Source organism: Bradyrhizobium sp. BR13661 (assembly GCF_029892425.1).
Taxonomy (GTDB): Bacteria; Pseudomonadota; Alphaproteobacteria; order Rhizobiales; family Xanthobacteraceae; genus Bradyrhizobium.
Genome location: NZ_JARXWB010000006.1, coordinates 14316 through 36235, shown reverse-complemented (window position 1 = coordinate 36235; position 21920 = coordinate 14316). Strand labels below are relative to the sequence as shown.

22 protein-coding genes are annotated in these 21920 nt (G+C 61.9%); 12 read left to right on the top strand and 10 right to left on the bottom strand.

Annotated features, from left to right (window positions below):
* Window positions 1-94: 94 nt before the first annotated feature.
* Entirely contained in the window at window positions 95-1249 is a 1155-nt protein-coding gene (locus M2427_RS11740; protein ID WP_280706465.1) for a LuxR C-terminal-related transcriptional regulator, read from the top strand.
* A 60-nt stretch (window positions 1250-1309) separates the two neighbouring features.
* Here M2427_RS11740 and M2427_RS11735 read toward each other — a convergent pair whose 3' ends face one another.
* From M2427_RS11735 to M2427_RS11715, 5 genes are all read right to left on the bottom strand, one after another.
* The gene (locus M2427_RS11735; RefSeq protein ID WP_280706463.1) at window positions 1310-1966 is read right to left on the bottom strand and encodes an invasion associated locus B family protein; all 657 of its coding nucleotides are present in this window, start codon (window positions 1964-1966) and stop codon (window positions 1310-1312) included.
* Between the two features lie 2 nt (window positions 1967-1968).
* Window positions 1969-5007: an autotransporter outer membrane beta-barrel domain-containing protein gene (locus tag M2427_RS11730; protein WP_280706462.1), complete on the bottom strand. Its 3039-nt coding sequence runs from the start codon at window positions 5005-5007 to the stop codon at window positions 1969-1971.
* Window positions 5008-5283: 276 nt separating this feature from the next.
* Window positions 5284-6252, bottom strand: a complete 969-nt coding sequence (locus M2427_RS11725) for an AraC family transcriptional regulator (RefSeq protein WP_280706791.1) — start codon at window positions 6250-6252, stop codon at window positions 5284-5286.
* 5 nt (window positions 6253-6257) lie between these two features.
* On the bottom strand, window positions 6258-7313 hold the full coding sequence (locus tag M2427_RS11720; RefSeq protein WP_280706461.1) for an AraC family transcriptional regulator: 1056 nt from the start codon (window positions 7311-7313) through the stop codon (window positions 6258-6260).
* Between the two features lie 71 nt (window positions 7314-7384).
* Window positions 7385-7861, bottom strand: coding sequence for a GNAT family N-acetyltransferase (locus M2427_RS11715; protein WP_280706460.1), 477 nt, complete (start codon window positions 7859-7861; stop codon window positions 7385-7387).
* Window positions 7862-9487: 1626 nt separating this feature from the next.
* Here M2427_RS11715 and M2427_RS11710 point away from each other — a divergent pair.
* Complete coding sequence (locus M2427_RS11710) at window positions 9488-9805, top strand: DUF1476 domain-containing protein (RefSeq protein ID WP_280706459.1); 318 nt, start codon at window positions 9488-9490, stop codon at window positions 9803-9805.
* A 127-nt stretch (window positions 9806-9932) separates the two neighbouring features.
* Complete coding sequence (locus M2427_RS11705; protein ID WP_280706458.1) at window positions 9933-10400, top strand: hypothetical protein; 468 nt, start codon at window positions 9933-9935, stop codon at window positions 10398-10400.
* A 134-nt stretch (window positions 10401-10534) separates the two neighbouring features.
* Here M2427_RS11705 and M2427_RS11700 read toward each other — a convergent pair whose 3' ends face one another.
* Window positions 10535-11197 (bottom strand): phosphoribosyltransferase, encoded by a 663-nt coding sequence (locus M2427_RS11700; protein ID WP_280706457.1) that lies wholly within the window; start codon window positions 11195-11197, stop codon window positions 10535-10537.
* A gap of 101 nt (window positions 11198-11298) precedes the next feature.
* On the opposite strand from M2427_RS11700, the gene M2427_RS11695 reads away from it, so the two are divergent.
* Window positions 11299-12390: a hypothetical protein gene (locus M2427_RS11695; RefSeq protein WP_280706455.1), complete on the top strand. Its 1092-nt coding sequence runs from the start codon at window positions 11299-11301 to the stop codon at window positions 12388-12390.
* Here M2427_RS11695 and prs read toward each other — a convergent pair.
* Together prs and M2427_RS11685 are read right to left on the bottom strand one after the other, a co-directional pair.
* The gene (gene prs, locus M2427_RS11690) at window positions 12381-13358 is read right to left on the bottom strand and encodes a ribose-phosphate diphosphokinase (protein WP_280706453.1); all 978 of its coding nucleotides are present in this window, start codon (window positions 13356-13358) and stop codon (window positions 12381-12383) included. The two genes, M2427_RS11695 and prs, sit on opposite strands and share 10 nt — an antisense overlap.
* Before the next feature lie 81 nt (window positions 13359-13439).
* Window positions 13440-14006 (bottom strand): HPF/RaiA family ribosome-associated protein, encoded by a 567-nt coding sequence (locus tag M2427_RS11685; RefSeq protein WP_280706452.1) that lies wholly within the window; start codon window positions 14004-14006, stop codon window positions 13440-13442.
* Window positions 14007-14278: 272 nt separating this feature from the next.
* Here M2427_RS11685 and M2427_RS11680 point away from each other — a divergent pair, with 272 nt between their 5' ends.
* The 4 genes from M2427_RS11680 (at window position 14279) to M2427_RS11665 (ending at window position 16455) form a co-directional block, all read left to right on the top strand.
* The gene (locus M2427_RS11680; RefSeq protein WP_280706451.1) at window positions 14279-14707 is read left to right on the top strand and encodes a DUF2267 domain-containing protein; all 429 of its coding nucleotides are present in this window, start codon (window positions 14279-14281) and stop codon (window positions 14705-14707) included.
* Window positions 14708-14722: 15 nt separating this feature from the next.
* Window positions 14723-15379 carry an alpha/beta fold hydrolase gene (locus tag M2427_RS11675; RefSeq protein ID WP_280706449.1) on the top strand — a complete coding sequence of 219 codons (657 nt, stop codon included), beginning with the start codon at window positions 14723-14725 and terminating at the stop codon, window positions 15377-15379.
* 8 nt (window positions 15380-15387) lie between these two features.
* A complete protein-coding gene (locus tag M2427_RS11670; protein WP_280706448.1) occupies window positions 15388-15837 on the top strand; it encodes a YbhB/YbcL family Raf kinase inhibitor-like protein in 450 nt (149 codons plus the stop codon).
* An 81-nt stretch (window positions 15838-15918) separates the two neighbouring features.
* Complete coding sequence (locus M2427_RS11665) at window positions 15919-16455, top strand: flavin reductase family protein (protein ID WP_280706447.1); 537 nt, start codon at window positions 15919-15921, stop codon at window positions 16453-16455.
* Window positions 16456-16506: 51 nt separating this feature from the next.
* On the opposite strand, the gene M2427_RS11660 is transcribed toward M2427_RS11665, so the two are convergent.
* Window positions 16507-16698 (bottom strand): hypothetical protein, encoded by a 192-nt coding sequence (locus M2427_RS11660; protein WP_280706446.1) that lies wholly within the window; start codon window positions 16696-16698, stop codon window positions 16507-16509.
* Between the two features lie 215 nt (window positions 16699-16913).
* On the opposite strand from M2427_RS11660, the gene M2427_RS11655 reads away from it, so the two are divergent.
* Entirely contained in the window at window positions 16914-17438 is a 525-nt protein-coding gene (locus M2427_RS11655) for an Hsp20/alpha crystallin family protein (protein WP_280706445.1), read from the top strand.
* Window positions 17439-17494: 56 nt separating this feature from the next.
* Here the strand turns inward: M2427_RS11655 and M2427_RS11650 are convergent, their stop codons facing one another.
* Entirely contained in the window at window positions 17495-17848 is a 354-nt protein-coding gene (locus M2427_RS11650) for a hypothetical protein (protein WP_280706444.1), read from the bottom strand.
* A gap of 91 nt (window positions 17849-17939) precedes the next feature.
* Here M2427_RS11650 and acsA point away from each other — a divergent pair, with 91 nt between their 5' ends.
* The 3 genes from acsA to M2427_RS11635 are packed head-to-tail and all read left to right on the top strand — an operon-like array spanning window position 17940 to window position 21919.
* Window positions 17940-19904 (top strand): acetate--CoA ligase, encoded by a 1965-nt coding sequence (acsA, locus tag M2427_RS11645; protein ID WP_280706443.1) that lies wholly within the window; start codon window positions 17940-17942, stop codon window positions 19902-19904.
* The gene (gene pdhA, locus M2427_RS11640; protein WP_280706442.1) at window positions 19901-20905 is read left to right on the top strand and encodes a pyruvate dehydrogenase (acetyl-transferring) E1 component subunit alpha; all 1005 of its coding nucleotides are present in this window, start codon (window positions 19901-19903) and stop codon (window positions 20903-20905) included. Before acsA ends, pdhA begins: the two co-directional genes overlap by 4 nt.
* 6 nt (window positions 20906-20911) lie before the next feature.
* On the top strand, window positions 20912-21919 hold the full coding sequence (locus M2427_RS11635) for an alpha-ketoacid dehydrogenase subunit beta (protein WP_280706441.1): 1008 nt from the start codon (window positions 20912-20914) through the stop codon (window positions 21917-21919).
* Window position 21920 lies beyond the last annotated feature (1 nt).

Genomic DNA, 21920 nt, shown 5'->3' with positions numbered 1-21920 from the left:
GGCTTTCCGTTTGAACCAATCGGAGCTTGATGAGCCACGCTCGAATGTGCACCAACTCACTTGAATCGCCAACGCCCGGTGCGGCAGGATGCCGATGCGTGAAGTCGCACGGCTTGTGAATGAGCTGATGGATACGGACAACAAGCTGCTCTCGATCGTAACGAGCATCTACGATGCGGCGCTGGACGACAGCCGGTGGAACGAAGTGCTCGATCGGGTTGTGACGTTTACCGGGGGACGGGCCGGTGGCCTGGTGTCGTTCCGGCCGACGGGCGAGATCGAGTTCGCACAAGGGATCGGCTTCGCGGCTCCTTTCGTGCAGTCCTACATCGAGAACTACGGGTCGATCGATCCGGCACGCACCGTGCGATACGCGGAGATTGGCCAGGTCCTCACCGCCGAGGACTGGGCGCCGATCGACCACTTTCGAAGCAGCAGATTTTATCGCGAATGGGCCCGTCCCCAGGGACTGGAGGATGGCGTCAATGTACTCCTCACAAGATCTGCCACATCGATTTCCCATATTTCCGTGTCGAAGGCCGGGAGCCTGGTCGACGGTGCGATGCGCGATGCGATGTCCCGGCTCGTTCCTCACCTGCGGCGAGCTATCGCCATCAACCAGAAACTCCGACATGAGGGTGCGGTCGCCGCGAGTTCGATCCAGGCAATCGAAGCGCTCAGGACGGCGCTGTTCCTGCTCGACCCGAGGGGCCATATCCTGCATGCCAATGCGAGTGGCCGCGACATCCTCGACCAGAACAACGTCCTGCGCTCGATGCAGGGGCGGGTTGTTACCGTCGATCCGAGGGTCAATCGCACGTTTCAACAAGCGCTGGCTGCATCGGCCCCTGGTGGCAGAACGACGCCCGGCGAGAGCACCGCGGTCGTTCTTCGCGCTGCCGACGGCACGCACTATGTCGGGCACTTCCTGCCCCTGACGGCGGGCCTGCGCATGGTGATCGGCAACGCGTTCGAGGCATCGGTCGCGCTGTTTGTCAGCCGCGCCTCTCTCGACCCGATCCCTGGAACAGAGCTGATCCAACGGATCTTCAAGCTGACGCCGACCGAGCTGCGCGTCCTGCTCGCCATCGTCGACATCGGCGGCGTGCCCGATGTGGCCAGAAGCCTCGACGTCGCCGAAACGACCGTCAAGACGCACCTCAGCAAGATCTTCGCCAAGACCGATACCAAGCGCCAACCCGATTTGGTGCGGCTCGTGGCCGCGTTCTCGCCGCCGATCAAGGCCTGAAATCGCGGGGCTACCGCCTGCGGAACACGATCCCAATCGCTGATCAAGGATCACGATGGATTACCGTCCAAGTGCTATTGCGCGATCGATCGCCGGGACGAGCCCTTTGAGTGGAACCTTGAGGTTCAGGCTTTTTCCATCGTCGGCATCCAGCGTCAGAACCAAAGTCTGTCCCTTCCGGAACGCTGCAATCAGCTTTGAGTCCAGGCTCAGGGGCACGAGGCAACCCGCCGGCAGGCAAGTTCGATACCGCGCGGTCACCACCAGCGGCGTCGAATCGATCTGCAATGTCACGCCGCGCTCCAAGGCCAAGCCAAAGGGCAAAACGGCAACACCATCCAGCTTGTCCGGCGTCGGCTGCTGGAATTCAATCGCCAAGACGCGCTGCTTGGAGCTTTCGTCGTATTGCTGCTGCACGACCGAGCACTGCCGTTGGGCGGCCGGTGGCCCTTCCGCGTCCTTCGGCGTCACCTGGCGGCAAACCACCCTCCAGGCATCATAGGTTTCCTCGACGTTCGATGGCACTGCTGGCACCGCCGCTGTCTGCTTCGGCTTGACGGTTTGCGCGCCAGCGATCTCCATCAGGCCGTCATTGCTGACGAGCACGATGATGGCGAGCCCAACCCCCGCCGAAATTGCCCAGGCGATCCTCGCTGCACGATTAGACCTGATCCGGTCCAACCCATCCACCCTGCGGAAGGAGCGATCGTCCGGCATGGTCAGAACCCCACCTTCACGCCGCCTCTGACGGTGAGTGCCTTGGTGTGGTCGTCGGCTGCCGTTCCCGTCACGGTGCCGTAGACGCTTGCCGCGCGCGAGAGCTGTGCCTCCGCACCGAGGCCGATCGATGCGCCCAGCGCCGAGCGCGGCAGGTTCGGATCGATGGTCAGGTCGTTGCCGAGGATGTCGGCGCGGAAGATCCCCTTGCCGAGGGTCTGGGTGTCGAAGACGGCGCCGGTGAGCCAGATCTTGTTGGACAGGCCGTTGGCGTTGACGCTGTGCCTAGTCAGCTTCAGCTCCGCCCTTTCCACGAAGCCATCGGCGGCATGTGCGCCGTACGCCGCGTTCTGGCTCGATCCGCTTTCCGAATAGGCTCCAAAGCCCGCATGCGCGTAATGCACCGACAGCTTCGGGGTCAGCGACCATTCCGGATTGATGACGTAGCGGGTGGAGAGCGCGACCTCGGGCGCGATGAACCAGCCGCGGTCGGTGCCCGAAGCCGTCTCCATGCCGGCAACACCGGTGACGCTGCGATCGGTCTTGGCCGAGAGCCCGCCGACGAGGAGAGCGCTGTCGAATGTCAGCGCGCCGAAGTCATGCCGCGCGTAGACGCCGCCATAGCCGAGATCGGACTGCACCTTGCCCGCATTGCTGCTGAGGGAGGACGACGCCGCGCCGCCGCCGAGGAAGAAGCCGAGCCGCCAGTCGTTGACGATGCGGTCGAGTCCGAGCGTCAGCGTGCCGGCGCGGGTGTTGTCGCCGACGCGGGTCGCGGTGGAGGCGCGATCGGAGACGCCGCCGCCGGCGCGCATCCAGACAAGGTTGCCGAAGGCATCGATGGCGGTGTTCTCGTTGATGAGGATGGCCGCGGGCAGCTTGGCTTTGGCCGCCATGCTGTCGGCATAGGCGAGCGGTCCGTAGGTGCCGGGCTTCGGGAGGCGATGCGCGTCCGGCCGCTCGATGTCCATGTCGAGCACATCGTCGATGACGGCCATGGTGGAGGAGATGACCGCGCCCGGCAGGGCACCGAGCAGGCTGGCGCTTCCGGTGTCGGTGACGACGAGGTTGCCGGTGCCGTTGGCATCCAGCGTGGTCGTCAGGACCTGGAAGGCCTTGTTGATATTGGTGGTGTTCTGACCGAGCTTGTAGTTCTTGACGCCGACGGTGTAGCTGCCGAGACCGAAAGTGGTGGTGTTGCCGGTGTCCTTGCTCCAGTCGATGCCGCCCACGAAGCTTGCGCCGGGATTGATGTTCAGCGTGTGACCGGTGGTGTTGGGATCGTAAGAGATCGCCGATCCGCCCGCCCCGCCGCTGATCACGCCTGCATTGCTGATCGTGCTGCCGTTACCCGTCACCCCGATCCCGAATTGCGCGCCGCTGATCGTCGCCCCGGCGTGGTTGGTGACCCTGTCGCCCACCGCATTCAGCTGGACTCCAAGACCGACGATCGAGGTGGCCTTGATCGTACCGAAATTGTCGATCGTCGAGGGCGCGGCTTGGCCGGAGAAAACGCCCCAGTCTCCACCGGAGATCAGGCCGCCGCTGGAATTGGTCAGGGTGCCGCCGCCCAGAACGAACTGAACGCCCGCAGTGGTGCTCCCTCTGATGGTGCCGGCATTTGCGACGACCGCGCCCGACATGTTGGCCAAGAAGCCGGTATCCCCACCGGAGACCGTCGCACCCGCGTCGTTGACGAGAGACCCGCCGCCGCCAGAAATGCGGACACCGACGCCGGCGCCGCCACCTGCGGATGTGGTAACAGTGCCCTGGTTGTGCACCATTCCGCCACCGCCGATGAGCCAGACGCCGTAGTTGCCGCCGTTGATCTGTCCCGACGCATAGTTGTTTACAACGCTGCCAGTATTGCCAGTGGCCCCGAAGGTGCCGCCGGCGATGGAGCCATAATTATCCAGCTTCAACGCAGCGGAAGCGAGGACGCCGGCGTCGTTGCCGACGATCGTGCCGCTGGCGCGATTGACCACCGTGGCGGTTCCCGTTCCTGCCACGACCGCGTCTGCGCCAGCTCCAGTGCCGCTGATCTGCCCCGCATTGTCGAGCGTGACGTTCGAAAAGGCATGGATCACGCTGGCCGTACTGTTGCTGTTGATGATACCGGTCGCGGTGTTGACGAGGCTGACCGACGTCAGATCGTCGATGGCCGGGCCGGTGCCGCCCCGGATCGTCCCGCTGTTGGTGATCACACCGCCGCTCGTGACGATGGCCCGTGCGCGGCCCGAGATCGTGCCGGTCGCTTCGTTGACGACGGTGGACCCGGCCGCATTGAGCACGATCGCGTCGCCACCATTCACCGTGTAGACTTGCCCGGCATTGTCGATGGCGACCTTTTTCGTTTCGCTGTAGCCATAGATGGCGGTCCCGTTGTCGGCCTGGGTCAGGCTCCCCTGGAAGGTGTTCACCGTCCCGCCGCTAGTAAGGTAGATCGCCTGCCCGCCGGTGGCATTCGTAAAGATGTTGCCGTCATTGTTGATGGTCGAGTTCGTACCGTCGGTCAGAACGCCTTGAGATGCGCCCACGATGGTCGCGCCGACATGGTTGTTGATCGTGCCGTCGCCGGTGTGTATGGCGGTGTCGCCGTGGATCAATCCGTAGTTTTCCAGTCGGAGCGTGCCAACGCCCAGGACCCCGACGTTGAGGCCTACACCGCCCCCGCTAGCTTTGCCCTCGATTATCCCTGTCACGCGGTTGGTCACTGTCGCGCCGCCGCTCGCGGATATGGCGCCGGCATTTGCAGTTGTGTTGTAAATCGAGCCGGCGTTGTCGAGCGTCAGGGTACCGGCGGTAACCACCGTCGACAGCACGACGGTGCTCTTGATCACCCCCGTCGAGGTATTGGTGAGGTTCAGGTTTCCCGAATCGTAGATCGCCCTGTTGGCGCCGCCGTCGAGAGTGGTCGAATTGGTGCACGTCTGGTTGGTGCCGGTCGGATTGCAGGCGGCGAACGCGGAACTGACGGCCCCTGCGGCGACAAGCGCGAGGACGGAGACGCCGAGAAGAGCTCTGGAACGGACAAGAATCATCACGGCACTCCGAATGGGTATTACCGTCAGGAGGTAGCGTGCGAGCAGGAGCCGGTCTTGGCCGTGCGAACACATCGGCTTTGCAATTCGGACACTTGGCGCAGAGATCGCTCGATGGTTGCCGCTTTGCCACAGCGCCGGCGCGAGACTGTCCTTGGGCGCGGAGATCTGCGAGTCGACTAGGGGAACAGCAAGAAGGCGCGCGCACCGCGCGCGACAGAGAGCCATGCCAGCAACCGCGAATGACGGGAAAGAGAAATTACGAATAGGGACGACCTATCGATCGCCATTCTTTCGCAGCCGCATAGCGGCATTCGCTTCATCTTGCATCTCGGACGGCGCCACGTCGAAATGACGTCGAAAGGCGCGATTAAAACTGGAGATATCGCTCCACCCGCAGGAAAGCGCGATATCAATGATCTTCTTCCGGCCCTCCGATGCGGTCAGCAATTTCGCCGCACGATCGAGCCTGCGTTCACGAATGTACCGTGCCGGCGAAGATCCACCCCGCTCGAACAGCTTCTTCACATAGGAAACCGAAATTCCAAGATTGCCCGCGATCTTCTCGAGATCGAGAGCGGGGTCGACGAGATTCCGATCGACGAACCTCTTTGCCGCGATGAGCCGTGCGGCGGGAAGGGTCTCGTCCTCCGCCGCGTCGCGACCGCGACCGTTTCCGTCGATGGCGAGTGCGGCCAATTGAACGAGCTGCTGCGCGACGACGGTCTCCGTGAGACCATCGAGCAGGACGTCGCCATCGAGCAGAGATCGCAGATAATTGCCGAGAAGGCCGAGCTCCGTGCGCCGCTCGTTGAGAGAGCGGCAGACCAGGTCGTCCTCGCTTCTGATGAACTCCCGAATCTCCTGGCGCGGCACGAGGAGACCGAGGCATTTTTCCGCCGGCGTCCGAACCTCGACCTGCGCATTCCCTGCGTGCATTCCGCCGGCCCCTGCGCAGATGATGGCCGTCCGGCCAGCTTGCTCGATGTGCCGGCCGCCCGCCAGTTGACAGTAGATCTGAGCGTAGTCGCCTACTCCCTGGAGCGGCCTCGCCGACATGAAGAGATTGCTGGCGGAGATATGCGCCGCAAGTAGGCCGCCCAGCGCCACGAAATTGGCCTCGTATCCCGCAGGCCCGTCGCGAAGGGATTTGACGTCGACCGAATGCCGGGTGACGCGGCCGAGATCGCCGGCGACATCCCGCAGAGCGGAGTCCTCCGGGAATTTCTTGCTGGTGACCGTCATCCTGATCATGGGAGAACGACCGGCATTGCCCGATCCCCGCGCACTTCGCGCGGGGTCAGGCCGTAGTGACGACGGAAGCACCGATTGAAATGAGAGAGATCCCCAAAGCCGGCCTCATAGGCGATCGAGCTGACCGTCAAGTGTTGCGAGGTGGGCGAGCAGAGCATCCGGTGCGCCTGCGCCAGACGCTGAACGGTCAGGAATGCGGTGAATGTGGTGCCAGCGGCCTCGAACAGACGCTGGATGTAACGTGGCGTCACGTTGAGCGTGGTGGCCACGTTCTCGAGCGAGATGCTCCGGAGACCGCAGTGGCGGGCGATGTGGGACTTTGCAGCCCGCAGACGCGCCGCGCGCACACTGCGGGTGGAGGCCGTTTCGCCGAATTCCCGTGCGGGCGCCAACGCCAGCGCCAAGAGGCTTCGCACGTGCTGCACCGAAAGCCCGGGAAGGCCAGGCTCAAGCAGCTCGTCGCCATGCATCAGCCAGCAGACATAGTGCACCAGAAGCCGTAGCGCGGCGGACTGTGCGGGGATCACTCGCATCAGCGCATCGTCGGCGGCAAAGACCGTCGCTTCGAACAGCGCGCGAGGCATGCGCAGGCTGATCGAATGGCCATGGCTCATCCGATTGAATGCAGCGGACTCGCCTCCGCTGAGAATGATCGCCTCGCCCACGCCCAGGTCCTGCTCCCGACCGTGTGACGTAACCCGCGCGGCGCCGGCGCGATTGATCACGACCACGACGTCGTCATTGCCATCGGCCACGTGGAGGGCACCGCGCAGAATCGTCGCCGGCGATGAGGCCGCATCCATCAGGTGCAGACCGGGCAACGACAGCGAGCGGAATCGGGCCTGGAGGGCAACGTCCCGGACCGGCTCCACGTCGACCTTGAACATCGCGCGGCAAAGGTATTCCCGCCAAGCCGCGATCCGGTCGTGTGCCGGAAGATTGGCCGTGGCCAGCTCGATGATGTGTGGTTGCAGATCTGCCATATCCCAAGTGAAAGTAATTTGCGCGAAACTCCTGGAGACATGCCGATAGCTGCCGGCAGCCGAAGTCACATCCTCCGATCGGAGGAAGGGTGCTTCCCATATCCAAGAGGACCGCGGCCGACTTGCCCGGGCAGACCTTGCTATTTCGGGCCATCTGTCCGAGGCAGCCCCTTCACGAAGCGAACCGACTGCCAGTCGACGAACTCGGCGTCGACATATCCCGCCTTTTTCGCGAGCCCTCCCATCTCGGCGTTGGTCCGCGTCGTTTCGGCCGAGATCAAGGCGTGACCGAGACCGGCTGCGCGGGTCTCGATCGCCACCAGTAACGCGAGGCCTATCCCCCGCCGCTGGAAGCCGTCGGCCACCGAGAGCGCGAATTCGCCGTAGCCGGACGTGCGGTCGAAGACATACCGCGCCTCGCCGATCACGAGGCTGCGCCCATCATGCTTGACCTCGGCCAGCAGCGCGAACCTGTCGGCGTCGCACGGCTGCGACAGGCAGTCGGATGCCGCCCCAATGAAGTCGGTCGTTGCCCCCATGAACCGCTTGTTGCGCGAGGCTGGAGAGAGATTTGCGAAATGGTCCGCGAGCCTCCCGATATCGAACGGAGTCGCCATTCTGATGCAAACCGCGTCGTTCGCGTGGACCGGCACATCGGCACTGGGGTCGCAGACTCGAGATCCTTTCTCGAATGAGAGCAACGCGACGAACGCGGCTGCGCCGTCCAGAGATATCAGTGACATGAGCAACGTCTTCGCCAAGTTGCGCGAGATCGCGGATCTCGCGCTGCTAGCGCGGGCGGCGCGGCGGATTCTTGGCGTAGGCTGCCGATCATGCGGCTGAATACGAACTGGTCGCGGATCGACGTCCGCCGGGGCGAGCAAGCTCAGCAGACGTTGAGGATTGTTGGCTTATCGGCGACGCCATGACGCGCCGATGTGTCAAGTCTGGTCTGCTATCGAATTGCTTGTCGGCAAAGCGTCGCTCGACTTGAAACTGGCCCCACACATCATCGAGGATATCTCCAGACCAACGCCCGCGAAGCTACGCACACTCCTTGCGATCGCGAAATCGGGGAAGTGCAGCAGAAGCCCCCCAAACGAGGCGACATGCCCGAGTCGACCGCGAAGCTCACTTGCCGAGGAGATTCGCCAAGACGGACTCGATGTGCCCTGCCGATGGGTCCCCGATGAATAGTCCGCTCGAAACTTCACGGGATATTCCGGTCACACACATTCCTTGCAGCTAATATCGTCCGATCGGAGGATGCAGCGGAGTCGCCGTACGGCTAATTTGGCGACGCTCTAATTCGATTCCCGTCTATCGACCCGACGTCGCGCCCCGCCTGTTCAGCTTTGGGGAAGCAATTGCAAGCAACGACCATCAACCTGGGAAACAATACCCACGACGTGTTTTCTACTCACGGCACCGACTTCGGCTCAGGGTTTGAGCCCGCATCTCCCGATATTTGTTCTTGTCTCCGCCTTCGCCGCGCTCAATGAGACTGGTCCGCCGATGTCGACCGCAGACGCCACGTTAGCTGTGTTCACGATTTTCAACAGCCTTCGATTTCTCGCTTACGTGCCCCAGATCAGCAAGGCAATCAAAGACCGGAGCGGTGCCGAAGCCATCTCGTTTGGGACGTGGGCGCTGTTTCTCGCTTCGCACGCGTCAGGCATGGCTTATGCAATCGAGAACCAGGGCGATTGGAAAATGGCGTCCCTATTCCTCAGCAATATCATCGGGTGCAGCGTTATCCTTGCAATCGCGGGCTGGAAGCGTTCGCGCCATCGCAGGCTCTGCTCGTTAGCCGGTCGAGAAGCATCCTGGCGACAGCCCCTCTGCGCGCCGCCTCTTGAGCGCCCTTGCAGGCACGTCGACGCCACCTTCAGGCGGATCAAATCGTGCTCAATCGCAGCCTGGCGTAACAAATCGTAGTTTGGAGGCGGGGGACGCGCTACCAACCCACACTGCATGCGTTGTTCGTCCTCAATTGGAAGACCCGTTCAAGTTCCAACAATCGCGATTTTTTTCAGCGCTCAAGCAACGCCCTGCGCTTCGAATTCTTGCCGCGCACATGCGCCAACCCTGCCCCACTTCAGACATGCGACCAAGAGCGGCAATTGATGCGTATTTGGTCGCAAGACAACCTCGGCCGAGCCAAAGGATGAAGCGTGTTGACCTGAATCAACGATCGACCCTGTTTGCCAGCTAGTTTTCCAGTTCTGAGTGGGGAAATGAATATGACGTCGTTCGATAAGCGCGAGAGCGCATTTGAGGCGGAATTCGCGCATCGCGAAGAGCTGAAATTCAGAGCGCGGGAGTACGCGGTAGCTTCCCTTGCGCAATGGGCAGCACAGCGCCTCGGCAAGTCCGGCGAAGCGGCTGAGACATACGCCCGTGAAATAATGGCGGCCGACGTCGCAAATCCAACGGTAGCGCTGACGATCGACCGGATCGCAGCTGATCTCGGGGCCGCCGGGATCTCAGCTCAGGAGGTTCGCCGAGTCATGGACCGATTTTTGGCTGAAGCCGAAGCCGCCGCACGTGTCAATCGTTAGTAGAGACGTATCGAGCATTCAATATGATGCGCCGGAATTTTACTTAGCCCGGGTTGAGCGACTGGGTGAGTTGCAGAATGGCGCGCTTGTTCAATTAGCCGCCGCGAGCGATTGGTCGGATTGAACCATGGTTGAACGTCACCAAAGTTGGAGAATGCGCTCCCTTCTTAGCAGGCTCGCCCATGTCGTGGAGCGAACAGGACTTGCCTTGACCGGTGGCTCGTGCGGGCTGTTCGTCGCGGCCCACATTGCAAGGTCCGATTTCAATTTGATTGGCTCCGGCGCCGCAATCCTCGGCATGATGATTTACGGTGCGATCGGCTTCTATCTCGGCATCGATCTGCCTCCTGCTCCAGAGAAGCTGCGAGCGTGGTCGCTGCGCGGTTTTGGGTCCAGGGCGGACGCCGTCGAGCTGCTCAGTGCGACGGGTACCTTTCTGACCGCAGTTGTGGCGGTGATTGCGGTGAGCAGCATCATCCTCGATGAGATTGCGCGCCCTCGCGATGCGATGGCTGTGTTCTTGGGCTGGGCGCTTGGCGCGTCCATGCAAATCGCTGCGGGCATCATCGCGCGAACCCGCACGCATATTTCCTGACACAAATTTTACGCCGAACCACTCGATCCGTAAGCGTCCGTGAGGGCCGTGGGATAGTCGCGTGGAGCGGTGGCCTGATCCTCACGCCCTCTTTCGGGCCATCGCCTCGTCGCGTGCGCCGACTTCAGCGTGTCTTAGCGCTGTGCCGCCATCTTCTTGGCCGGAAACCGCTTCAAAATTGCGATGACCTCGTTATCGCTGACCTGACGAAAATCGCGGTAATAGTAGCCGATCGCGACAAAGTCCTGCGGCGTATCCAGGCAAACGATTGCATCGACCTCCGCACGCAGCCGCTGCAGCGTATCGAGCGGCGCAACCGGTACAGCAAGGATCAATTCCTTCGGCTCTCGCTTTCGAATCGCCCGGATCGCAGCGAGCGTCGTCGCGCCAGTCGCAATACCATCGTCAACGATAATTGCTACTTGCCCTTTGACATCAGATCGGGCGCGGTCGCCAAGATAGCAGGCGCGCCGCCGCTCGATCTCGTCGAGCTCTTCTTTGCAGACCGCGTCGAATGTCCCCTCGCTTACGCCCCCCAGTTCGATGACGTCCTGATTGCGGACGATGATCGGCTGCTCCCCGTCCACCACCGCGCCCATCGCCAGCTCCGGCTGCATGGGAACGCCGATCTTGCGCACCAGAACCAGGTCGAGAGGCGCGTCCAGCTCTTCGGCCACCTCCGCCGCCACCGGAACGCCGCCGCGGGGCAGTGCCAGGACCACGGGATGGCGACCACTGTATTTCTTCAAGGCTCTGGCCAGCTGACGGCCGGCATCTTCTCTGTCTTGAAAGAGCATAGCGGCGGATCCGTTTGAATTTCATCCAGACTATTGCTCTGCCGCCCCGCATCGTTGATCCGTGTCAAACCGCCTCCCTCTTCGTTTGGCAATAGGTCACCATGCTGGATCGCCAGGACGAACCTTCGACCGGGGATGACGAGAACGTCAGTATCTCTGCCCTTGCTCGCAAGGTCGCCTTCCTGCGTTGCCCCGAGAACTATACTCCCGTTCCCGATCGCCTCCAGGCGCGCGAGACCCATATGTCCTGGGTCTTCATGAACGGCGCGCGGGTCTACAAGCTCAAGAAGCCGGTACGCTTTCCGTACCTCGACTTTTCGACGTCGGCTCGACGCAAGGCGGCGTGCCAGGCTGAAGCCAGCCTCAACCGGCGGCTTGCGCCCGACGTCTATCTGGGTGTCGTGCCGCTGACCGAAAGCTGCCCAGGGTATGCGATCGGCGGCTCCGGGCCGGTCGCTGACTGGCTCGTTGTGATGCGCAGGCTAAATGAGGACGAAACGCTCGAGGCCAAGCTGCGCAAAGGCAGTGCTCGCCCTGCCGACGCCGAGCGGCTCGCAGCGATTTTCGCAGGCTTCTACGCGCATGCCGCGCGCGTCTTGGTCGCGCCACAGACCTATCTGGCTTCGCTGTCCGAAGCTGCCGTCCTCGATTGGCAAATGCTGCTAAATGGTCGTTTCGACCTGCCGCGTGGCAAGATTCTACGTATCGCGTCCGTTCAACGACGGTTTCTCAAACATGGTGCTCGACTGCTGGCTGAGCGGGTTTCCCGAAGGCTCGTCGTCGATGGCCATGGCGACCTGAGGCCTGAGCACATCTGGCTCAGTCCTCCATTCCCAATCATCGATTGTCTTGAGTTCAACTCCCGCTTGCGGGCGAACGACGCCTTGGACGAGGTCGCGTTTCTGCACCTGGAATGCGAGAGGCTCGGCGCTCGCTGGTTCGGCGATGCGGTTCGGCAACGCCTTGCGCGAAAGCTGCACGATGACCCGGCAAGCGGCATCTTTTTGTTTTATCGAATCGGCCGGGCGATGCTGCGCGCCCGCCTTTCGATTGCGCATTTGATCGATCCGCACCCGCGCACACCGGAAAAGTGGCCGCGCCTCGCGCATGCCTACCTCGCCCTTGCCGAAGCCGATGCCAAGCGGCTCGAACAGCTCCTCGCCCGTGAATCAAGCAGGCCTCGTCAGGCCTGATACATCAACAGATCGGCCAGTGACTCGTTGTGATGCAGCCGCCGGACGGCCTCGGCCAGCAGCGGCGCCGCCGAAATCACATCAAGCTTCGCAAGCACCGGCCCCGGAGGCAGCCGGAACGACGGAACAGTGTCCGTGGCGACGATGCGGTCGATCGATGGATCGGCGAGCGCTGTTTCAGCTCCGGGCATGAACAGGCCATGGGCCACGCACGCGATGACATGTCTCGCTCCATGCGCCCGTGCCGCCTTCGCCGCGCGGACGAGGGTTCCGCCGCTGCTGATCAGATCGTCAACAACCACGCAAAACGCTTCAGACACCTCACCGGCAAAAAGGTCGCCAGACACACGGCCAGAGCTGCGATGTTTCTCGACGAATGCCTTTCCTATCGGTCTCTGCAACGCCTTCTCAAGCGCTTCGCGCAACAGATCGGCTCGCTTTCCGCCACCCAGGTCAGGCGAGATAATGCTGATCGGCCTGTCGCCCGCCAACGACTTGATCTTTCCAATCAGCAACGGCGCTGTCGTGAGTGCAATGGACGGACAGCGAAACGCGTTCTCGAAGGCTGCCTCGTTATGCACATCGAGTGTGACGATCCTGCTCGTGCCAACCGCCTCAAATAGAGATGCCAGATACCGTATGGTCACCGGATCGTTCTCTTTCGTTCGACGATCCTTTCTCGCATAGCAGAGATAGGGCGTGACCGCGGTCACGTTGGCTGCACCCGCATCTCTCAACGCACCGATGAAAAAGAGCAGACGGCAAAGCTTGTCATTCGGACTTTCGACGGGTCCCCCAAAAAGACTGTGAACAACGAAGACGTCGTGACCGGCAACCGTATCGAGCGGGCGCACCTTATGTTCGCCGTCTTCGAAGCTGCGCTCCTCATGAGCTGCAAGCTTGCAGCCCAACGAGGTAGCGATTTGCTCGCCCAACTCGGAACTTCCATGCAAAGCGAACAGGCGCATTCGATCGCTCCTCGTCAAAGCGTCTCGAGGCATCCAGCTACTATCCATCGTCACGCACTACCAATTCGCATCTGAAGCCACCTATACGCGCATGCCGTGTCCGCTGAGAACCCTGACCGTGCTCGCCTGCGGTCCCTTCTCGCCCATCTCCTCATGATAGCTGACACGTGCGCCCACGGCGATGTTCGCGCGGTTCTCCAGAACACTGTGGCAATTGAAATAGATCTCATGGCCGTCGGCAGCCGCGAGAAAGCCGAACTCACCGCTTGAATCGATCCGTAGCACGGTGCCAATGGCTTGCTGTTCATGAACCTTGGTTTGGCCGCTCATGAGGCGAACCTGGTCCTGCAATTGCCGTCGCGCGCGCTTGAATGCATCATCCACCGCAAAGGTCAGATCGGCGTACCGTTCGTCTTCCTTCGGCGTCCGTCCGACATCGACCTCGCGCCCTTCGGGAAGGGCGAGCCGGATGCTCACCTGATACTGGCCGCCTGTCTTGTGACGATCACCGGGGCCTCGCACGATGACGCGCCCTGCTGTCGCTCGACCGTAGCGTTTTTCCAGCTGGGACATGTGCTGGTCGATCGCAGCTTGCAGTTCCGAGGTCGGAGTCAGGTTTTCGAATTCGATTCGAGCAGGAGTTCGCATGATCTGTCTCCTCAGATAAGGCGCTTATAAAAGCGATGCTGCTCGATACATTGCAGATCGGACTTGATCTCCATCAACAAGACCCCACGCCGTTCTGTAGTTCGTTTAGCGCGTGGATCCCCCAAACCCGCCACGCAATTTCCGCCGCCGCGACGCCCAGTTCCGGGGACGTTCCTTTTTGCTCTCCTCACGCGAAACCTTGCGGCACGTCAAAGCGGCCTGGCGCAGGGCAGCAACTAATCGCTGATCTTCTATGACCGGGAGCAAACGCCATGAGCACGTCCACAGGTGTGACCGTTTTGGACCACACGGTCCAGGAAACGAATGTTTGGCTCAAGGCAATCGACGAGCAGCTCGCCCTGGAGAACCGTCATCACGCCTACAGTGCATTGCGAGCCGTGCTGCATGCTCTGCGCGATCGGCTGCCGCCGGAGGTCGCCGTCAAGCTCGGTGCTCAGCTACCGACCATGGTGCGCGGCATCTACTATGAGGGCTGGCACATGGCGAGAACTCCGACGAAGGAACGTCACGTCGAGGAGTTCGCCGAACATATCGCCAGGGAGCTTCCCCCGCAGTTCCCGACAAATCCGCTCAGGGCAGCTCGTGGCGTTTACGAGGTCCTCTGGGAAAAGCTGGATCAGGGCGAATTCGAAAAGCTCATGGTCCACCTGCCGCTCTCGTTGCGGAATCTGCAGGGCTGACCGGAGGACCGAGCCATGCAGCCGCATGATGTTTGCATTCCACCGTTTGGCCTGCCAGGAGGCCTGTCTGTTCCGGGCAATGCGCGCGGCCTGATCGCCTTCGCGCATGGCAGCGGCTCGAGCCGCTTCAGCCCGCGGAACACCGCAGTTGCAGAAGCACTGAACGAACGCGGCTTCGCGACGCTGCTGTTCGACCTTCTCACGCCACAGGAGGAGCAGGATCGCGCCAACGTGTTCGATGTCGGGTTGCTGGCTGGGCGGCTGGTGGCGGCGGTCAATTGGCTCGAGGACCAGACACGGGCCATCGCCAGCCTTCCTGTCGGATTGTTCGGGGCCAGCACCGGGGCAGCGGCCGCCCTCGTCGCGGCCGCACGTCTTCCCGATCGCATTGCGGCCGTGGTCTCGCGCGGCGGGCGTCCGGATTTGGCCGGCGAGGCCCTGCTGCTCGTCCGGGCGCCGACCCTGTTGATCGTAGGAGGCGCCGATCTCGGCGTTATCGAACTCAACGAAGAGGCGCTCGACCGTCTTCGCGGTCCCAAGGCGCTCGAAATCGTTCCTGGCGCGACGCACCTGTTTCCCGAACCCGGAGCGATGGAGGCCGTGATCGCTCAGGCTGGTCGATGGTTCGAGCGATATCTGCAGGCGCCCGGGTCAGCACGCGCCGCCAGCTAGGAGGACACATGAAACTGCTCTCGGAGGCCTTCGCGGATGGATCAGCCATTCCGCGACGGTTCACGTGTGACGGCGACAATGTCTCCCCACCGCTTGAATGGTCAGATGCACCCCAGGGAACGCGCAGCTATGTCCTTCTCTGCGATGACCCGGATGCTCCTGGCGGTACCTGGCATCACTGGGCGGTCTACGATATCCCGGCGACCCAAACCGGGTTTTCCGACAGTGCTGCGCAGAAGACCAAGCTGAAGCAGGCGGCCAACGACTTCCGAAAGATGGGCTACGGTGGGCCATGTCCGCCCCCCGGACATGGCATCCATCACTACCATTTTCGGCTCCTTGCTCTGTCGACTGATCGTCTACGGGTGCACGAAAATCCGTCATGCCGTGAGGTCGAACGAGAGGCCCGCAAGTCTAGGCTGGGCGAAGTTGTTCTCGTCGGCTGGTATCAGAGGTAGTCCAGGCGTCCTGATCACGACGGCTCGTCCGGAGAGCGTCGAGCCCCTGAGGCTCTAAGCCTGATCGATAGGATTGCACCGATGGCCTTTCGAGAACGTGCACTTTCAAGAGTCTACCAGCTGATCGAGCCCGGCCCTGTCGTTCTGCTGACAACGGCCAGCCGCGGACATTCAAATGTCATGACCATGTCGTGGCATATGATGGCCGAATTTGAACCGCCGCTCATCGCCTGCGTCGTCAGCGAAGCCAATTTCAGCTTCGCCGCGCTCCACTCAACCAGGGAGGCCGTGATCGCAATCCCGGCAAGCAATCTTGCTGATGCGGTCGTTAAAGTCGGCAATTGCTCCGGCCGCAACAACGACAAGTTCAAGCGCTTCGGACTGACTCCCCTCCCGGCCAGCCAACTCCGTGCACCCTTGATCAAGGAGTGCTTCTGCAACCTCGAATGCCGCGTGGCGGATACCCGCATGGTGCGCCGCTACAATCTGTTCATTCTGCAGGTCATGCGAGCATGGATCGACCCAGCCCAGAAAGATCCCAGGACGCTTCACCACCGTGGGTACGGTTCCTTCGCCGTCGATGGCGCCACAGTGAGAATGAAGTCGAAAATGAGATAGCCGATCCACGAGGACCGTTGCTCGAGACTCTCATGTTTGTCGGAGCACTGCTCAGCGGTACCAGCAATGGCCGCGCCGACAGACGCGCTGGTGAGGATAAATCCAGTACGGGCCCCAGCAGGAACGGTACCAGTGATAGCCGGTCTCGCCCAAACGATAGCAGCCGGCCACTGCGCTCGTGGGCGCACCGGCGCCGATAGCTACGATCGCCGCGACGACGGCGAGCAAGGACAATTTTCGCATCGTGATCTCCTCGAAGCGTCCAAAGGCAACGCATTTTGTGTCCATGAACGATGTCGCGCGCGTTGACGTAAATCAACGCATGGGCACGTCGCATCGGGCCTAGCTTCAGAGCCTCATTTGACCTTCCCTGCGGCCGGCGAATTCAGCGATGAGGAACCATCCGATCATCGCGTTGCGCCACCGGATTGAGGCTCCAACAACAGAGGAGATTGATCATGGCGACTGAAACGAAGCTACCCGTTACGAAGAAGCCCAGCGTGCCGACGCTCGTGGAGGACACGTGGCGCCCGTTCGGAGCGCTGAAGAAGGAGGTTGACCGTCTATTCGAGGACTTTGGCGAGTCCTTCCTGCGGCAGCCATTCCGCTCACTCGCTGGACTCGAGCGCGCCTGGCCGGCCAAGCTCGCCGCCACACCGGCGGTCGACGTCGCCGAAACCGACAAGGGCTACGAGATCACGGCTGAGCTGCCGGGCCTCGATGAGAAGAACATCGAGGTGAACCTCGCCAACGGCGGGCTCACCATCAAAGGTGAGAAGAAGGAAGAAAAGGAAGAAAAGAACAAGGACTACTACGTCTCCGAGCGGCGCTACGGCGCGTTCGAGCGCTATTTCGCGCTGCCCGAAGGCGTCGACTCGAGCAAGATCGAAGCCACGTTCAAGAACGGCATTCTGAAGGTCGCGTTGCCGAAAACCGCGGAAGCGCAGAAGCCCGCGAAGAAGATCGAGGTCAAGGCAGCCTGAGCTCCAGACGGCGGTCGCGGAGTCGCCATCGTAGCTCTGCGACCGGCCGGGGGGACCTACGGCAAGAACCGGCTGGGGTCGGCAAGCTTCTTCGGCAAATATTCACTGACAACGTAGTTCAGGCCCCATTTGGCCAGCGCCTGCTGCTCGGCACGCACGCCCATTTCCAGCATTTGCTTGATGGCAGCCGTCCATTCCGGGTACGCCATGACGAAGGGGTCGTTCTGGAGGGCATCCTGCGCCCGCTTGATATCGATCGCAGACAATGGGTGGGGAGATTTCGCGTCGTCGACGCGCCATCTCGAATGCAGTAGCGGGTCTGGATTGCCTGAGGAATACCATTGAAGGCCAACATGAAAAGAAACACTCAGGCTATGTCGATCCGGTCCGCATCGTTTGACCAGGATCAACAGATCTTTTGCGCTTCGTGCGTGCGTTGGGAAGCTGAGAGAGCTCGGATCGTCGCCGAGAGTCTGTTGTCCGGCGCCCAGGTGTCCGAGGTTGCGCGCAAGCACGGGGCGGCGCGCTGGCAGATTTAAAATTGTTAAGGCTCAGGGGCGGTGCATTTTTGACGCAAATCAACACATTTCCCTTTCGCAAGCCGATCCTTCAACCGAATTGATGTCCGTCCCAACGAGGTGGAGCTCAATGATGGCGGCCACAGACACGACGAGCTCTGCTGCCTCGCGCGAGGCGGGGTCCATACCGCCAAAGTGGGAAAAGATCCGGAAGCGACCTGAAGATTGTTTGGGCGCAAACCTCACAGACTATAATGAATATGCCCGCACATTCTCATGGGCTGACGCCCGAGCCCTTCTGAACGGCCTTCCCGGCGGTGGCCTCAACATTGCCCACGAGGCGATCGACCGTCATGTAACGGCGGGCCGCGGCAATAAGCTTGCACTGCGCTGGATTGCCCGCAACGAGAGCATCCGCGATTTCACCTATGCTGCGCTTGGCGCTCAGGCGAACCGTTTTGCCAACACGTTGGTACGACACGGAATCCGCAAGGGTGATCGCGTATTCTCACTGCTCGGGCGAGTGCCAGAACTTTACATTGCAGCGCTTGGTACGCTCAAGAATGGCAGCGTCTTTTCGCCGTTGTTCTCTGCCTTCGGACCGGAGCCCATCAAAGCGCGTATGACGATTGGTGAGGCCAAGGTGCTCATCACCACGGAAGCCTTCTATCGCCGCAAGATCGAGCCTTGGCGCAAGGAACTTGCAAGCCTTGAGACGGTGTTCCTGACCGAATGCTCGGCCAACCTCCCGCCGGGTACGATCGATCTTGGCGCCGCCCTCGCCCTAGCCTCTGACGCATTAGAGACGGTGTCGACTCTTCCCGAAGACATGGCTCTCCTGCATTTCACCAGCGGCACCACGGGCAAGCCAAAAGGGGCGGTCCACGTGCATGAGGCTGTCGTCGCCCACAATGTGACCGGCAAGCTCGTGCTGGACTTCCATCCCGACGACATATTCTGGTGCACGGCCGATCCCGGTTGGATCACCGGCACGTCCTATGGGATCATCTCGCCGCTGACCAATGGGGTGACCATGGTCGTTGATCAGGCCGAGTTCGACGCCGAGCGGTGGTATCGAATCCTGCAGGACCAGAAGGTAACCATCTGGTACACAGCGCCAACCGCGATCCGGATGCTGATGAAGGCCGGTGTCGACCTCGCCAAGCGCTACGACCTGTCGCGGCTGCGTCTGATGGCGAGCGTCGGCGAGCCGCTCAATCCAGAAGCTGTGGTGTGGGCTATGGAGGCCTTCGGCAAGCCGTTCCACGACAATTGGTGGCAGACCGAGACCGGCGGCATCATGATCACCAATTTCCTGTCGATGGACGTCAAGCCGGGATCGATGGGCCGACCGTTGCCGGGCATCGAGGCCGGCATCGTGGAGCACGTCGAAGGCGGAGGTATACGCGAGATCACCAAACCAATGGCCATGGGCGAGCTTGCTTTGCGTCCGGGCTGGCCATCGATGATGCGCGGCTATCTCAACGAGGAAGCGCGCTACAAGAAGTGTTTCGGCGGCGGCTGGTACCTCACCGGCGATCTCGCGATGCGCGACAGCGACGGGTACTACTGGTTCGTCGGCCGAGCCGACGACGTCATCAAGAGCTCCGGCCATCTGATCGGTCCGTTCGAGGTCGAAAGTGCGCTGATGGAGCATAAGGCCGTGGCCGAGGCAGGCGTCATCGGTATTCCCGAGCCTACCGCCGGCGAAATGGTCAAGGCTTATGTCGCGCTTAACCCGGGCTTTGCGGAAAGCGACGCTCTGCGCAAGGAACTCCTGGGACACGCCCGGCAGCGGCTTGGCCCCGCAGTCGCGCCGAAGGACATCGCGTTTCGCCAGAATCTTCCCAAGACCCGCAGCGGCAAGATCATGCGCCGCCTGCTCAAGGCGCGCGAACTGGGCCTGCCCGAGGGTGACATCTCCACCCTCGAAAGCGAGGAACGATGACGATTGCAGCCGCAAAACCGCATTTGTCGCGCGAGCACATGCTGGGTCTATTGAGGCAGATGATCCGCATCCGCCGCTTCGAGGAAAAATGCGCTGAATTGTACACGCAGGAGAAGATCCGCGGCTTCATGCATCTCTACGACGGCGAGGAGGCGATTGCCGTCGGCGTCATTGCCGCGCTGGAGAAGCGCGATCGAATCGTCGCGACCTATCGCGAGCATGGACAGGCACTTGTGCGCGGCGTGCCTATGACCAGCGTGATGGCCGAGATGTTCGGGAAGCAGGAAGGTTGCAGCCGCGGACGCGGCGGCTCCATGCATCTGTTCAACGCCGCGACAAATTTTTACGGCGGCAACGCCATCGTTGGCGGCGGCCTGCCGCTGGCGATCGGGCTTGCGCTCGCCTCCCATATGCAGGCCGATGATCTCGTGACGGCATGCTTCTTTGGCGACGGCGCCGTGGCCGAAGGCGAATTCCATGAAAGCCTGAACCTGGCGGCGTTGTGGCAGTTGCCTGTGCTGTTCATCTGCGAGAACAATGTCTACGCCATGGGAACCGCATTGGCGCTTTCGGAATCCGAGACAGATATCGGACGCAAGGCTGCATGCTATCGGATCACATCGGAGGCCGTCGACGGAATGGATGTCGTGGCGGTCGAGGCGGCGGCACGCCGGGCGGTGCAGGCGGTACGCGAAACCCGCAACCCTTATTTCCTGGAATGCCGCACCTATCGGCTGCGCCCGCATTCAATGTTCGATCCGCAGCTCTACCGTGACAAGGCCGAGGTCGAATCGTGGCGACCCCGCGAGCCGATCCTGCGTTTCCAGGGATGGCTCGAAGCCAATCATATGGTCCATCCGGACGAAGTAGCGCGCATGACAACGGAGATCGATGTGGAGATCGCCGAAGCCGTCTCCTTCGCCGAGAAAGGGACGTGGGAACCGGTCGAGCAGCTGTGCCGCTTCGTCTATGCGGACAGCGCCGTACCCACCGGGCAGTGAGGTCTCATGCAGCAGGAGACAGCCAGGACCGACGCAGTCGAAATGACGTACCGCGAGGCGGTACGCGCGGCGCTCCGCGACGCGCTTAGCCGTGACAAGCGCATTTTTCTGATGGGTGAGGACGTCGGCCACTATGGCGGCTGCTATGCGGTGAGCCACGGACTGCTCGCCGAATTCGGGCCGGAACGAATTCGCGATACGCCGCTCTCCGAATCAGGATTCACCGGCGCCGGCATCGGCGCAGCGATGGCCGGCATGCGTCCGATCGTCGAACTGATGACGGTGAACTTCAGCCTTCTCGCGCTGGACCAGATCCTCAACAATGCGGCGACCGTGCGCCATATGTCTGGCAATCAGTTCGGCGTGCCGCTCGTGATCCGCATGGCCACCGGCGCCGGCCGTCAGCTCGCAGCCCAGCACTCCCACAGCCTCGAAGGCTGGTACGCGCATATTCCCGGCATCAGGGTGCTTGCACCGGCGACGCTGGAGGACGCGCGCGGCATGCTGTGGACCGCGTTGCAGGAACCCGACCCGGTTCTGATCTTCGAGAACGTCATGCTCTACAACATGTCCGGGCGGCTCGCGTCCGGCGCGGGCGCGGTGAACATCGACAAGGCCGCGGTCCGCCGCGAGGGGCGCGACATCTCCCTCATCACCTATGGCGGCTCGCTCTGGAAGACGCTGGAAGCGGCCACCACGCTCGCCGCCGACGGCATCGAGGCCGAGGTCATCGATTTGCGCAGCTTGCGGCCGCTCGATGACGCCACCATCATGGCTTCGGTGGCCAAGACGCGGCGTGCTGTCATTGTCGACGAAGGCTGGCGTTCGGGAAGCCTGGCGGCGGAAGTCGGCATGCGTATCGTCGAGCAGGCCTTCTGGTCGCTCGATGCGCCGATCAGCCGGGTCTGCAGCGAGGAAGTGCCAATCCCCTACCCTCGCCATCTCGAAACCGCCGCACTCCCGCAAGCACCGAAGATCGTGGCCGCCGCCAAGGCGGCGCTCAGCCGGACATGAG

Bases quoted from the DNA above. Each gene is read 5' to 3' on its own strand.
- M2427_RS11680 (WP_280706451.1), top strand. From the start codon at position 14,279: ATGAGCACGTCCACAGGTGTGACCGTTTTGGACCACACGGTCCAGGAA.
- M2427_RS11715 (WP_280706460.1), bottom strand. From the start codon at position 7,861: ATGGCGACTCCGTTCGATATCGGGAGGCTCGCGGACCATTTCGCAAAT.
- M2427_RS11675 (WP_280706449.1), top strand. From the start codon at position 14,723: ATGCAGCCGCATGATGTTTGCATTCCACCGTTTGGCCTGCCAGGAGGC.
- M2427_RS11660 (WP_280706446.1), bottom strand. From the start codon at position 16,698: ATGCGAAAATTGTCCTTGCTCGCCGTCGTCGCGGCGATCGTAGCTATC.
- M2427_RS11725 (WP_280706791.1), bottom strand. From the start codon at position 6,252: ATGACGGTCACCAGCAAGAAATTCCCGGAGGACTCCGCTCTGCGGGAT.
- M2427_RS11700 (WP_280706457.1), bottom strand. From the start codon at position 11,197: ATGCTCTTTCAAGACAGAGAAGATGCCGGCCGTCAGCTGGCCAGAGCC.
- M2427_RS11710 (WP_280706459.1), top strand. From the start codon at position 9,488: ATGACGTCGTTCGATAAGCGCGAGAGCGCATTTGAGGCGGAATTCGCG.
- M2427_RS11695 (WP_280706455.1), top strand. From the start codon at position 11,299: ATGCTGGATCGCCAGGACGAACCTTCGACCGGGGATGACGAGAACGTC.
- pdhA (WP_280706442.1), top strand. From the start codon at position 19,901: ATGACGATTGCAGCCGCAAAACCGCATTTGTCGCGCGAGCACATGCTG.
- M2427_RS11665 (WP_280706447.1), top strand. From the start codon at position 15,919: ATGGCCTTTCGAGAACGTGCACTTTCAAGAGTCTACCAGCTGATCGAG.
- M2427_RS11705 (WP_280706458.1), top strand. From the start codon at position 9,933: ATGGTTGAACGTCACCAAAGTTGGAGAATGCGCTCCCTTCTTAGCAGG.
- M2427_RS11735 (WP_280706463.1), bottom strand. From the start codon at position 1,966: ATGCCGGACGATCGCTCCTTCCGCAGGGTGGATGGGTTGGACCGGATC.
- M2427_RS11740 (WP_280706465.1), top strand. From the start codon at position 95: ATGCGTGAAGTCGCACGGCTTGTGAATGAGCTGATGGATACGGACAAC.
- M2427_RS11655 (WP_280706445.1), top strand. From the start codon at position 16,914: ATGGCGACTGAAACGAAGCTACCCGTTACGAAGAAGCCCAGCGTGCCG.
- prs (WP_280706453.1), bottom strand. From the start codon at position 13,358: ATGCGCCTGTTCGCTTTGCATGGAAGTTCCGAGTTGGGCGAGCAAATC.
- M2427_RS11635 (WP_280706441.1), top strand. From the start codon at position 20,912: ATGCAGCAGGAGACAGCCAGGACCGACGCAGTCGAAATGACGTACCGC.
- M2427_RS11670 (WP_280706448.1), top strand. From the start codon at position 15,388: ATGAAACTGCTCTCGGAGGCCTTCGCGGATGGATCAGCCATTCCGCGA.
- M2427_RS11685 (WP_280706452.1), bottom strand. From the start codon at position 14,006: ATGCGAACTCCTGCTCGAATCGAATTCGAAAACCTGACTCCGACCTCG.
- M2427_RS11730 (WP_280706462.1), bottom strand. From the start codon at position 5,007: ATGATTCTTGTCCGTTCCAGAGCTCTTCTCGGCGTCTCCGTCCTCGCG.